The sequence below is a fragment of the Phytoactinopolyspora mesophila genome, from assembly GCF_010122465.1.
Taxonomy (GTDB): domain Bacteria; phylum Actinomycetota; class Actinomycetes; order Jiangellales; family Jiangellaceae; genus Phytoactinopolyspora; species Phytoactinopolyspora mesophila.
The window spans coordinates 146,777-158,949 of record NZ_WLZY01000008.1 but is presented as its reverse complement, the minus strand read 5'-3'; the positions used below and the strand labels follow the sequence as shown (position 1 = coordinate 158,949).

Sequence of the window (12,173 nt, the reverse complement as noted above, 5' to 3'; positions counted from 1 at the left end):
GATCGTCGACGGTCATCAGTAGGTCACCTCCTGGGAGCGCCGGCGCACGACGGTGATCTCGTCGCGCTGGTTTCCGGTGGGCCCGAGGTAGTTGAAGGCGAAGGAGAGTTGCGCGTAGCCGCCGATCAGATGGGTGGGTTTGACCAGCAGCCGGGTCAGCGAGTTGTGGATGCCGCCGCGTTTGCCGGTGGTCTCGGTGAGAGGGACGTCGATGGTGCGTTCCTGGGCGTGGTGAACGTACACTGTCCCGGCCGGCATCCGGTGCGACACGATGGCCCGGCACACCACCACGCCGTTGCGGTTGACCGCCTCGACCCAGTCGTTGTCGCTCACGTCGATCCGGGCGGCGTCGGCCGGGCTCATCCACATCGTCGGGCCGCCGCGGGAAAGACTGAGCATGAGCAGGTTGTCCTGGTATTCGGAGTGGATCGACCACTTCGAATGCGGGGTCAGGTATCTGACGGTGAGATCGGTGACTCCGGTGCCGCTGCCGTCGCCCAGAGCCGGCTCGTCGAAGAGCGCGGTCATGTCCAGGGGTGGCCGGAACACCGGGAGTGTCTCGCCAAGATCGCTCATCCAGTCGTGGTCGAGGAAGAAGTGCATCCGCCCGGTGAGGGTGTGCCACGGTTTGAGCTCTTCGACGTTGACGGTGAACGGCGCGTACCGGCGCCCGCCGGTCTCGCTGCCGGACCACTCGGGGCTGGTGATGACCGGAACCGGCCGGGCCTGGGTGTCCGGGAAGGTGATCCGCTTCTCTTCGGCGCCTTCGGCCAGGTGGTGCAACGGACGGCCCACCCGCTTCTCCAGAACGCGGAAACCTTCGGTGGCTAGCCTGCCGTTGGTGGTGCCGGACAACGCGAGGATGGCCGAGGCCATCTTGATGTCGGTGTCGAGTGCGGGGCGTCCGTCGGCCGGAGAACCGGGTGCGTTCATGACACCACCCAGGGCCGCGAGCTCGGAGACCTCGCGATCCGGTTTGATGGTCACCGCCTTGGTCGTGGTGCCCAGACTGTCCACCAGCGGGCCGAGTGTCGCCATCTTTTCCGCGATCGCGGCGTAGTCACGTTCGACGACGGCCAGGCCCCACATGGACCGGCCGGGAACCGGGTCGACGTCGTCGCGGCGCCAGTCCCGCACCAGGCCGCCGGGCTGGGCGACCTCGCCGGGGGTGTCGTGCTGGAGCGCGGTGGCCACCAGGTCCTTGCGCACGCCGAGGTGTTTGGCGGCCAGCGCGCTGAACGCCCGGGCGATCCCAGAGAACGTGTCGAAATCGCTGCGGGTCTCCCAGGGTGGATCGATGGCCGGGGTGAACGCGTGAATGTACGGGTGCATGTCCGTGGTGGACAAGTCATGTTTCTCGTACCAGGTGGCCGCGGGGAGCACGACGTCGGAGAGCAGCGTGGTGCTGGTCATCCGGAAATCCATCGACAGCAGCAGGTCGAGCTTGCCCTCGGGCGCCTCGGCCCGCCAGGTCACGTCGCGCGGGCGGCGATCCTCCGGGGTCTGCGAGGCACGCAGGTTCGCGTCCGTGCCCAGCAGGTGCCGGAGGAAGTACTCGTTGCCCTTCGACGACGAGCCCAGCAGGTTGGCCCGCCAAACCGTGAGCACCCGCGGCCAGTTCTCCGGAGCGTCCGGATCCTCGCAGGCGTATCCCAACTGGCCGCTGCGCAGCTGCTGGACGACGTGTTCCTTGGGGTCGACGCCGGCCGCCTCGGCCTCGTCGACCAGATCGAGCGGGCTGCGGTCGAACTGCGGGTAGGACGGCATCCAGCCCATCCGGGCGGACTGAGCGACGACGTCGGCGGTGTGCATCTGATCGAAGTGGCCGGTGGCCAGCGGCGACGCCAGCGCGTTGGCCTGGTATCCGTCGTAGCGCCACTGATCGGTGTGGGTGTACCAGTAGGCGGTGCCGATCATCTGCCGCGGTGGGCGGGACCAGTCCAGACCCATGGCGAGCGTGGCCCAGCCGGTGAACGGACGGCATTTCTCCTGCCCGACGTAATGAGCCCAGCCGCCGCCGTTGCGACCCATACATCCGGTCAGCATCAGCAACGCGAGGATGGACCGGTAGGTGGTGTCACCGTGGAACCACTGGCAGATCCCGGCGCCCATGATCACCATGGAGCGCCCGCCGGACTCTTCGGCGTTCTGGGCGAACTCACGGGCGATCCGGGCCGCGGTCTCGGCCTTGACCGACGTGATCTCTTCTTGCCAGGCCGGCGTGTACGGATGCGTCGGATCGTTGTACCCGGTGGGCCACTCGCCAGGAAGGCCATCCCGGGCGACGCCGTACTGGGCGAGCATCAGATCGAACACGGTGGTGACCAGCCGCTCGCCCAGCCTGCGGGCAGGGACGCCGCGGCGCAGCACCGTGGGACCGGTGGGCTCGTCGAACCGGGGGAGCAGCAGCTCGACACCGGTGCTGTCCGGTTCGGCGTGCAGCGTGAGCCGGGGCTGGACGTCGTCGAGGTCCAGGTTCCAGCGCCCGATCCCGGATTCGGTGTGCCGGAACCCGATCGACCCGTTCGGCACCACGGGTGTGCCGGTGTGCTCGTCGAGGACGACGGTCTTCCACTCATCACCCTCGCCGGGTTCCCGCGCGTCGTCGGCGGCCAGATCCGCGGCTGTGACGAATTTGCCCGGCACGTAGGCGCCGTCGCGTTCGGTCAGCGTGACCAGGAACGGCAGGTCGGTGTACTGACGGACGTAGTCGCTGAATGCTGGGACCTGGCGCTCGACGAAGAACTCACGCAAGATGACGTGGCCCATCGCCATGCCGAGCGCGCCGTCGGTGCCCGGCTGGGCCGGCAGCCATTCATCAGCGAACTTGGTGTTGTCGGCGTAGTCCGGGGAGACAGCGATGACTTTGGTGCCCCGGTAGCGCGCCTCGGCCATCCAGTGCGCGTCGGGGGTGCGGGTCACCGGCACGTTGGAGCCCCACATCACCAGATACGAGGCGTCCCACCAGTCGCCGGACTCGGGAACGTCGGTCTGGTCGCCGAACACCTGGGGCGAGGCCACCGGCAAATCGGCGTACCAGTCGTAGAACGACGTCATCGCGCCACCGATGAGCTCGATGAACCGGGCGCCGGCAGCATGGGACACCATCGACATCGCGGGAATGGGGGAGAACCCGGCGACGCGGTCCGGGCCGTAGGTCTTGATCGCGTGCACGTGGGCGGCGGCGATCATCTCGACCGCTTCTTCCCATCTGATCCGGATCAGCCCGCCTTTGCCGCGCGCCTTCTGGTAGCGGCGGCGACGTTCCGGATCGGCCTGGATGTCCGACCACGCGTCCACGGGATCGCCCAGCCGGGCTTTCGCCTCGCGGAACATCTCCACCAGTACGCCCCGGGCATACGGATAGCGCACCCGGGTGGGTGAGTACGTGTACCAGGAGAAGGCGGCGCCGCGAGGACAACCGCGGGGTTCGTACTCCGGCCGGTCCGGGCCGACGCTCGGGTAGTCGGTCTCCTGACTCTCCCAGGTGATGATCCCGTCCTTGACGTAGACCTTCCACGAACACGAGCCGGTGCAGTTCACCCCGTGAGTGGAGCGCACCACCTTGTCATGGCTCCAGCGGTCGCGGTAGAAGACGTCGCCCCCCCGGCCGCCGCGCTTGTGCACGGTGCGGAGGTGATCACCGACCTCACTACGGGTGAAATACCGGCCGGTCCGCAGCAGCAAGTCGCTGACCGCGCCATCGAGTCCGGTGGTGTCGTCGTTGGCACCTTGTGTCATTGAATCCACCCCGTGTAGGCGCGGAAAACTCGTTGACTCCCACCATGCCCGAGCGCCCCACGGGTCACAACAGGGTCGAAAGACCCTAATGGATCTTTGGGTCGCAGCGTACGGTCGAGAACGCGCAAACGCCCATGCCCGGACGCCGAGTGTGCCTACTCTGTTCGCACATTCCGGAGGGAGTCGCCGTGAGCACGGACCCGGCAGCTTCGGCCCACTCGAAGACGGCCGAACCATCTGGCAACGTCGTGATGCTGGCACTGGCCACGACCGGATTCACGCTGACGTTCTGGGCATGGGCCCTGTTGGGGCCGCTCGGCCCGTCGCTGCGAGACCGGCTGGATCTGTCCGCCACCCAGCAGGCCGTCGTCGTCGCCGTGCCGGTGATCGTCGGCTCGCTCGGCCGGATCCCCGTGGGGGCGCTCACCGACCGGCTGGGCGCACGCGTGATGTTCCCGGCGGTCAGCCTGCTGACCATCCTGCCCGTGCTCTACCTCGGACATGTCGCCGAGTCCTATGGCGAGCTGCTGGTGGGTGGCTTCTTCCTCGGGCTCGGCGGAACCACGTTCGCCATCGGTGTGCCGTTCGTCAACGCGTGGTATCCGCCGCGGAACCGGGGGACGGCCCTCGGGATCTTCGGCGCCGGCATGGGCGGAACCGCCATTGCCGCGTTCACCACGGTGCCACTGACCGAGAATGTCGGTGAGTCATTCCCCTTCGACCTGATGGCGATCGTGCTGGCGGTCTACGCGGTCGTGGCGTGGCTGATGCTGCGCGACCGGCCCGGCCGCGCGACCTCGTCAGGCGGTCTGCTCGCGCGCACGGCCGCGACATTGAAGATCCCGGCCACGGCGCCGCTGGCATTGTTGTACGCCGTCTCGTTCGGCGGCTTCGTCGCGTTCAGCGTGTACCTACCCACGTACCTGCGCAACGCCTTCGAGCTCTCGCAGTCCGATGCGTCGTTCCGGACCGCCGGTTTCGTCATGCTCGCGGTGATCATGCGGCCGGTCGGTGGGTTCTTGTCCGACCGCCTCAGCCCGGTGACAGTGCTGACGTGGGCTTTCGGGGCAGTGTCCTGCCTCGCTGTGCTGGCCGCCTTCGAGCTCGACCTGATTCCGTTCGGTACCGTAGCTTTCCTCGGCATGGCTGCTGCGCTGGGAGCTGGCGCCGGTGCGGTGTTCACACTGGTCGCGAGGATGGTTCGCGCGGAGAACGTGGGTGCCGTGACCGGGTTCGTCGGCGCCGCCGGTGGCCTGGGCGGTTTCTTCCCGCCCCTGGTGATGGGTGTGGTCTTCACCGCCACCGGCTCATACACCTGGGGTTTCATCCTCCTCGCGCTGACCGCGGCGGCGGCTTTCGCCTACACGGCGACGTCCGTGCGCCGTCAGGCAAGCGAACACACTCACACCGACTGATCAACGTCGGCCGGGCGGCATGGCTCCGTCGAGGAGTACACGCGGCCGTAGACGGCTTCAATGCGCGAGCATTCCTCTATGACAGATGAGCTGGATGGATTCGTTTTCGACGAGGTCGTGGTGGAGCGCCGCGGCGTTCGCGCGCTGGACGGTTTCTCTGCCCGAGCGCCGGCCCGTGGCATCACCGGTTTGTTCGGGCCGTCTGGCTCAGGCAAGAGCACGGTGCTGAGGCTGTGTAACCGGCTGGAGGTTCCGACGTCGGGCCGGGTGTGGTTTCGAGGCGACGACGTCGGCGCACTGGATCCGTTGCGGTTGAGACGCCGTGTCGGCATGGTGTTCCAGCGTCCCACGCCCTTCCCGGGCACGGTGCGTGACAACTTGCTCACGGCCGCGCCGGAGGCTACTCGACAGCAGCTGGAACAGGCGTTGGAGCGTGCGGCGTTGGACAATTCCTGGCTGGAACGTGACGCCACCGCGCTGTCCGGGGGCGAAGCCCAGCGGGTGTGTGTCGCGCGCACTCTTGTCGCCGAGCCCGAGGTGCTGATGCTCGATGAATCGACGTCGGCGCTCGATGAAGACGTGGCACGCTCCTTCGAACACACGGTGCTGGAGCTCACCCGAGACGGGCTCATGGTGCTGTGGGTCAGCCACGACCGTGCCCAACTGGAGCGGGTGGCCGACGTCGTCATCCGAATTCATGCCGGCCGGTGCGCCGCCAGCGAAGCCATCGGGCGCAAGCGACACAGCGAGGAGATGTAGGCATGGAGGGAGAGGTGAGTGTCGCCGGGCTGGCGACCTCGTTGGCATTGGTCGGTGTGGCCGCCGCGATATCGTTGTGGCAACGGCTGGGCCTGGAACGGCAGGTTGTCTGGGCGGCGACGCGAGCGCTCGTCCAACTCCTGCTTGTGGGGGCGGCGCTCGCGCTGGTGATCGAGCCGGGCCGGAACCTGCTCTGGTCATGGCTCTGGGTGGCCGCGATGGTCGCCTATGCTGGGGATGTCGCGCGTCGTCGCGCGCCTGAGGTACCGGGAATCATGTGGCTGGCCATTGCGGCATTTGCCGCTGCCGCGGTGATCACACTTGGGGTCCTGTTCGGCTTCGGGGTGTTGCCGCTCGAAGGCCGCACCCTGGTGCCGATCGCCGGCATGATGGTTGGCAATTCGATGACGGCTACGGTGCTCGTCGCCCGCCGAGTGGTGGACGAGTTGCGGGATAAGCGCGACGAAGTGGAGGCGCGCCTGGCACTCGGCCAGCCCGCACGCGAGGCTGCCACGCCCTATGCGCGCTCGGCCCTACGCTCGGCCCTCACCCCGCAGATCGAGATCACCAAAGCCACGGGTCTGGTGTTCTTGCCGGGGGCAATGACCGGACTGATCCTCGCCGGGGTACCGCCGACCCAGGCGGTGCTGGTCCAGGCCGTGGTGATGTTTCTGATTCTCGGTGCCGTCGCGACGACGACCGTTGTCGTGACGCTCGGCCTTGTGCGCAGGTTGTTCACTCCGGACCATCGGCTGTGCTGGTTGCCTCGTCCGGCCGACGCGAAATAGGTCATCGATCCGAATGGGACCTTCGACTCTGGCGCAGGACCGGCCCGACGACGAAGCTTGTGTTGCGAGTGGGTCGTGACAGATCGGATTGACAACAACCAATGACAATAAGACGGCTTCGTCGACGGTCGGTACATCAAGATAGGAACATTCATGAGCGGTGACCGCCAGATGATCGCGATGGACCGGCATGACGCCCTGGCGATGGTGGCTGGTGTCGCTTTTGGCCGGGTGGTCTTCACCGATCAAGCACTCCCCGCCATCCGGCCGGTCAACCATGTGATCGACGACGAGTCCGTGATCATCCGGACGCATCTGGGGTCGGCGCTCTCCGCTGTGACCGGTTCTTCAGAGGTCGGGGTCGTCGCGTATGAAGCCGACGATATCGACCCGGACAAGCGACTCGGCTGGAGCGTCGTGATCACTGGCATGGCCGAAGCGATCGAGGACGAAGCGACGGTGGCTCGTTATGAGGAGATACTGCGGCCGTGGGTGAGCCGTCCCATGGATCGAGTCATCCGGATCGTGCCGAAGATCGTTTCAGGCTTCTGGCTCGCGGAGAGTCGTGGGGCTTAGCACTGAGGGAGTCGCACGGCGGACAACGGTACGTTCGCCTCTGCCATGGATGGGCCTCCGGCAACAGGAAAGCGCTGGGAGACAGCGCCGTCAGCGCTGGCAATAGCTGATTTCCTGATTGATGAGATGGGTGAGGCGATCAAGGGTGGCCACCACGGCCGGGGTGAGCCCCTGCCCGACGCTGAAATCAGCGCCTTCGACCGCCAGGATCACCAGTCTGCGCGGCATTCTGTCGAGCGTGAGCGCTAGTTCGACCGCTTCACCGACTCCCAGGCCGTGCGAGCTGGTCCGCGCCTGGTTGGCGGCGACTGGACGATCCACGATGATCTCGTGCAGGTGACCTGGCCGCGCTGGGTCGTTCTGGACCGCGTCGACGACGATCGCGAGATCCGCTCCGGACCATAATTCGAGCAGCCGGCTGGGCTCGCCGTCGCAGACGGCCAAAGTGACGTGGGGGAGCGTGCATCGGCCGAGCCTGCGGATCACGGTAGGCCCGAGGCCGTCGTCACGACGGAGATCGTTGCCTACGCCGATGACCACGATCTGGCCGGTGCTGGTGGACTGGGTGCGGGGATCAGTTGTGTGCATGGGGCTTCCCTCCGCTCTGTCTCGATCACACCTGATCCGCCTGATCGAAGGTAGAGGCGCAGGGCAGCGCGGTCCGGGACCTTCGGCCGTACCGCCCGGTGGGCCCAGCCTGGTTTTCTTGAGACGCGGACCGGGGTGGCGCCGCGGTGATGCGCTGCCCCGCAGGCGTGGCAACCTCGATTTTCGGGGTCACGAAAACTTCGAAGTAAGGGTGATCACCATGCGGGAATCGGAACGATGACACATGAGCTGGCCGCGAAGCCGGATTCGTCGCCCGGCCGAGTACACCGGCCATCGATAACCGCACTGCTGGTCACCATGGCCGCCGCCGGCTTGGGCGGTGGTGGCGCAGCGGCCCTGGCGGGCCTGCCGGACGTGGCGGACGCGGTCTGGATAGCTACGGTCGTCGTCGTTCTGCTGCCGGCGGCGTGGTGGGTCGCGGTCGCCTTACGCGACCGCAAGTTCGGTGCGGACTCCATCGCGGTCCTGGCGCTGATCGGGACCCTTGCCGTGGGCGAATACCTGGCCGGCGCCGTCGTCGCGCTGATGTTCAGCGGTGGGCGTGCGCTCGAAGAGCGCGCCGAACGACGAGCTGAACGAGATCTGTCGGCGCTGATGTCGTTAGCGCCGTCCTTCGCGCACCGACGGACCGGCACCGGCATCGAGACCATCGCCGTAGATGAGGTCGAGCCGGGAGACAGTCTGTTGGTCCGGCCCGGCGAAGTCGTTCCGGTGGACGGGATCATCGACGACGGGACGGCGTTGATCGATGAGTCGATGATCACTGGCGAGCCGCTTCCGGTGGAACTCGGGCCGGGCAGCCCGGTGCGCAGCGGGACGATCAGCACTGGCACCGCGGTGCACATGCGCTGTACCGCACCTGCGAGCGAAGGCACCTACGCCGGCCTGGTCCGGCTGGCCAGGTCGGCGGCCGCTGAGAACGCGCCTTTCGTCCGGATGGCCGACAGATACGCGGCATTCCTGCTGCCCTTTACGTTGCTGCTGGCCGGGCTTGCCTGGGCGCTCTCCGGTGATTCCGTCCGCGCCGTGGCAGTGCTCGTCGTCGCGACGCCGTGTCCGCTGATCCTGGCGGTGCCGATCGCTTTTGTGTCGGGCATGTCCCGGTGCGCTCGCCGTGGTGTCGTGGTCAAGGGGGGCGCAGCCCTGGACCAGCTCGGCCGGGCCCGGGTGCTCTTGTTCGACAAGACCGGCACTGTGACGGCCGGACGGCCCACCGTGGCCGAGGTGCTCGCGCCGGGAGAGTTCGCCGAAGCCGAGGTCTTGCGGCTCGCCGCGTCGCTCGATCAAGCGTCTCCCCATGTCCTGGCGGCCGCGATCGTCGAGGCCGGACGCGCTGGCGGGTTCTCGCTCGACCTGCCCTCGGGCGTGGTCGAGGAGCCTGGAACCGGGGCGCGCGGGCGAGTAGGGGAGCACGACGTCACGGTCGGCAAGGCGTCGCTCGTCACCGCCGACCCGCCGGCCTGGGCCGTCGCTACTCGCCGGCGGGCAGCCGTGGGTGGTATGAGCACGGTGTTCGTCGGGGTCGACGGCGAGCTTGCCGGTGTGATCCTGCTCCGGGACCGGGTTCGTCGTGACGCGGCGCGGACCATGCGGTTGCTGCGGCGGGCTGGTGTCGACCGCACAGTCATGATCACCGGCGACCGCGCCGGCGTCGCCGCACAGGTCGCCGCACAGATCGGCGCCGACGCCTTCTACGCCGAGCAAAGCCCGGCTGGAAAGGTCGAGGTGGTGCGGAGAGAGACCGCTGAGGCGACGACGCTCATGGTCGGTGACGGAATCAATGATGCCCCGGCGCTCGCGGCGGCGGATGTGGGCGTCGCCCTTGGCGCCCGTGGCGCGTCCGCGTCGTCGGAGGCGGCTGATGTCGTGATCACCGTCGACCGGCTGGAACGCCTGGCCGAATCGGTGGCGATCGCTCGTCGGACCCGTCTCATCGCCCGGCAGAGTGCGCTGCTGGGCATGGGACTGTCCGTTGTCGCGATGACCGGCGCGGCGGCTGGCCTGCTGGTTCCGCTTGTGGGTGCCCTGGTGCAGGAGGTGATCGACGTCGTCGCCATCCTCAACGCGCTCCGGGCCCTCGGGCCGGACCGTCGCCGGGGACCGCGACTGGACGGCGACGCGGCCGAGCTGGTGCGGCGTCTTGATGAAGAGCACCGGCGACTCGAACCCGGCATCGCTGCACTGCCCCAGCTGGCCGACCAGCTGCACCGGATGGATGGCGATGAACTCGGCGTACGGCTCCGGCAGCTGTCGGCCTTTCTCACCGAGGAGTTGCTGCCGCATGAGCGAGCCGACGAGAAGCTGCTGTACCCGGAGGTCGCGAGGGCGCTGGGCGGCAGCGATCCGACAGCGACGATGAGCCGGCAACACACCGAGATCACGGAGCTCGCCGGCCGGATCAGCGAGCTCTCCGACGAGATCAGCCGTCGTCTGCATGCCGGACCGGCGCGGGAGGACGACGCAATGCGTCCAGGCGTCCCGGTAGCCTCGGGCAGCGATCTCGGTGCGGAACTACGAGATTTGCGGCGGGCGATATATGAGCTGCACGCGATCCTCCGGCTGCACAATGCTTCGGAGGAAGAGAATTTCCACGTCCTGGCCGACGGGTGAGGACGACCAGGACGCGGAATCCGCTCGTGGCCGAATCAGTGTTCCTGCCGATGCGCCACGACGACGGGGCAGTGGGCCTGTCGAAGCAGATCCTGGCTGACCGAGCCGAGGAGCGGCCCAGAGATGCGCCCACGTCCCCGAGAACCGACAACCAGCAGTTCCGCCCCCAGACTCTCTTCGAGCAGCCTGATCGCGGGATCGCCCCGCAGCAGGAGAGTCGTAGCGTTGACGTCGGGCCACTGTTCACGGTATTCAGCGAGTTTGCGGACCACGGCCGGTAGGCGGCGGCCGAATATGGCTTCGCTGCCCGGCGGCTCGTCTTTCAGGTCTGCCCAGCAATGCACCACGGTGACCGGCAGCTTGCGAACCGAAGCCTCGCGGAATGCGATCTCGAGCGCATCTTCGGAGTCCTGCGATCCGTCGACGCCGACCACGACCCGGCGGTGACCGTCCAGGACGAGATCACTGCTGCGAACAACGGTCACCGGACACGACGCGCGGGCCGCGACGGTCGCGCTGACCGAACCGAGCATCGCCGCGCTGACCGCCGAACGCCCGCGGGAGCCCACAACCAGCATCCCAGCGTTGCGACTGGCATCGATCAGCACGGCCGTTGTGCGCCCGGGCGTGTGAACACCAGTGACGGCGTCGGCCGGCAAACGGTCCTCAGCGTAGGCCACGGCGCGCTCGAAGGCCTCTGAGGTTCGATGCGCCGGTGACGGGCCTTGGAGGACGAACGTCTCCGACGAGCCCGGTGGGGTGTACGGGTAGTAGTGAGATGCCGGGGCGGGATCGGCGACCAGGATCACCTTGAGTGGCCGCTGGTGCAGGCGAGCTGCTTCGACAGCCCATCGGAGAGCCAGCTGGCTCCCTGGCGTTTCGTTGACGCCAACCGCGATCGGCCGTGGCATTGCTGTAGTGCCGCTGGCTGCGGATGCCCTCGCGTCAGCCTCTTGGTCGTGGTGTTGGCGTGTCATCGCCCTTCCTCCGTACGTGGCGGACACCCGGCGTCTCGAACTGTTCGTGTCGAACGCTCTCGGTGTGTCGCAGGAACCGGTTCCAGTCCGCGGTCGCGGACGGCTACTACCACTCTTCTGCTTCGCAGGTCACGGTCGTAGTGCCGGAAGTCCCGCGCGCCGGGGCCTTCGACCCTGGTTGTCTTGTGCCCGCAGGAGGGACCGTGGAAGGACAGAAGACACAGAGGAAGGTGGACGCCGTGCACGCGAATATCGGTGACCGGATTGTGATCGACTCCGAGCCGCGCGGTCAGGATGAGCGCGAGTGCGAGGTCGTGGAGGTACAGGGTAGGAGCGGCACTCCGCCCTACATCGTCCGATGGGCGGACAGCGGCAAGCTTGCGCTCTACTTCCCTGGGCGCGACGCGCAGCTCAAGCAGCCTGAGACGAGCCGCTGAGCCGCAGCAAGGCGCTGGGCGCCTTCAGTCGGACGTCTCGGCCTCCGCAGCCTGCCGGACCAGACGGCTCGCCAGGTCTCGAGCTTCATCTGGGCTGAGCGAGAGCCAGAGGTTGTCGTATTCGGGGTTCTTTCGCGGCACGTCCAGGACGATCCGTTCCACGGGACGAGTCACACCAGGGAGCCGAAGCCTGCCGACCTCAACCGTGCGGCCGTAACTGGTGCACATCGTCTCGTGCCGGATGCTGTTCGACATGTCGCT

The 12,173-nt window shown here is 67.5% G+C and carries 10 protein-coding genes; 6 read left to right on the top strand and 4 right to left on the bottom strand.

Annotated elements, in window-relative coordinates:
* Positions 1–15: 15 nt before the first annotated feature.
* Positions 16–3,741: a nitrate reductase subunit alpha gene (locus F7O44_RS21620; protein ID WP_162452364.1), complete on the bottom strand. Its 3,726-nt coding sequence runs from the start codon at positions 3,739–3,741 to the stop codon at positions 16–18.
* Between the two features lie 251 nt (positions 3,742–3,992).
* Here F7O44_RS21620 and F7O44_RS21615 point away from each other — a divergent pair, with 251 nt between their 5' ends.
* From F7O44_RS21615 to F7O44_RS21600, 4 genes are all read left to right on the top strand, one after another.
* Positions 3,993–5,156 carry an MFS transporter gene (locus tag F7O44_RS21615; protein WP_162452557.1) on the top strand — a complete coding sequence of 388 codons (1,164 nt, stop codon included), beginning with the start codon at positions 3,993–3,995 and terminating at the stop codon, positions 5,154–5,156.
* Positions 5,157–5,234: 78 nt separating this feature from the next.
* A complete protein-coding gene (locus tag F7O44_RS21610) occupies positions 5,235–5,915 on the top strand; it encodes an ABC transporter ATP-binding protein (protein WP_162452363.1) in 681 nt (226 codons plus the stop codon).
* Between the two features lie 2 nt (positions 5,916–5,917).
* Positions 5,918–6,703 (top strand): ABC transporter permease, encoded by a 786-nt coding sequence (locus F7O44_RS21605; RefSeq protein WP_162452362.1) that lies wholly within the window; start codon positions 5,918–5,920, stop codon positions 6,701–6,703.
* A 153-nt stretch (positions 6,704–6,856) separates the two neighbouring features.
* Positions 6,857–7,279 carry a pyridoxamine 5'-phosphate oxidase family protein gene (locus F7O44_RS21600; protein WP_162452361.1) on the top strand — a complete coding sequence of 141 codons (423 nt, stop codon included), beginning with the start codon at positions 6,857–6,859 and terminating at the stop codon, positions 7,277–7,279.
* A 90-nt stretch (positions 7,280–7,369) separates the two neighbouring features.
* On the opposite strand, the gene F7O44_RS21595 is transcribed toward F7O44_RS21600, so the two are convergent.
* Positions 7,370–7,867: a hydrogenase maturation protease gene (locus F7O44_RS21595; protein WP_162452360.1), complete on the bottom strand. Its 498-nt coding sequence runs from the start codon at positions 7,865–7,867 to the stop codon at positions 7,370–7,372.
* A gap of 237 nt (positions 7,868–8,104) precedes the next feature.
* Here F7O44_RS21595 and F7O44_RS21590 point away from each other — a divergent pair, with 237 nt between their 5' ends.
* Positions 8,105–10,498, top strand: coding sequence for a heavy metal translocating P-type ATPase (locus F7O44_RS21590; protein WP_162452359.1), 2,394 nt, complete (start codon positions 8,105–8,107; stop codon positions 10,496–10,498).
* A gap of 35 nt (positions 10,499–10,533) precedes the next feature.
* Here the strand turns inward: F7O44_RS21590 and F7O44_RS21585 are convergent, their stop codons facing one another.
* Complete coding sequence (locus tag F7O44_RS21585; RefSeq protein ID WP_162452358.1) at positions 10,534–11,475, bottom strand: universal stress protein; 942 nt, start codon at positions 11,473–11,475, stop codon at positions 10,534–10,536.
* A gap of 203 nt (positions 11,476–11,678) precedes the next feature.
* Between F7O44_RS21585 and F7O44_RS32020 the strand changes: the two genes are divergently transcribed.
* Positions 11,679–11,912 (top strand): DUF1918 domain-containing protein, encoded by a 234-nt coding sequence (locus F7O44_RS32020; protein WP_187361530.1) that lies wholly within the window; start codon positions 11,679–11,681, stop codon positions 11,910–11,912.
* 24 nt (positions 11,913–11,936) lie between these two features.
* Here F7O44_RS32020 and F7O44_RS21575 read toward each other — a convergent pair whose 3' ends face one another.
* Positions 11,937–12,167 (bottom strand): hypothetical protein, encoded by a 231-nt coding sequence (locus tag F7O44_RS21575; RefSeq protein WP_162452357.1) that lies wholly within the window; start codon positions 12,165–12,167, stop codon positions 11,937–11,939.
* Positions 12,168–12,173: the final 6 nt, after the last annotated feature.

What these genes read in the sequence shown, in the direction of transcription:
- F7O44_RS21610 (WP_162452363.1), top strand. Translation starts at nt 5,235, where the DNA reads ATGACAGATGAGCTGGATGGATTCGTTTTCGACGAGGTCGTGGTGGAG.
- F7O44_RS21585 (WP_162452358.1), bottom strand. Translation starts at nt 11,475, where the DNA reads ATGACACGCCAACACCACGACCAAGAGGCTGACGCGAGGGCATCCGCA.
- F7O44_RS21595 (WP_162452360.1), bottom strand. Translation starts at nt 7,867, where the DNA reads ATGCACACAACTGATCCCCGCACCCAGTCCACCAGCACCGGCCAGATC.
- F7O44_RS21590 (WP_162452359.1), top strand. Translation starts at nt 8,105, where the DNA reads ATGACACATGAGCTGGCCGCGAAGCCGGATTCGTCGCCCGGCCGAGTA.
- F7O44_RS21600 (WP_162452361.1), top strand. Translation starts at nt 6,857, where the DNA reads ATGAGCGGTGACCGCCAGATGATCGCGATGGACCGGCATGACGCCCTG.
- F7O44_RS21605 (WP_162452362.1), top strand. Translation starts at nt 5,918, where the DNA reads ATGGAGGGAGAGGTGAGTGTCGCCGGGCTGGCGACCTCGTTGGCATTG.
- F7O44_RS21575 (WP_162452357.1), bottom strand. Translation starts at nt 12,167, where the DNA reads ATGTCGAACAGCATCCGGCACGAGACGATGTGCACCAGTTACGGCCGC.
- F7O44_RS21615 (WP_162452557.1), top strand. Translation starts at nt 3,993, where the DNA reads ATGCTGGCACTGGCCACGACCGGATTCACGCTGACGTTCTGGGCATGG.
- F7O44_RS21620 (WP_162452364.1), bottom strand. Translation starts at nt 3,741, where the DNA reads ATGACACAAGGTGCCAACGACGACACCACCGGACTCGATGGCGCGGTC.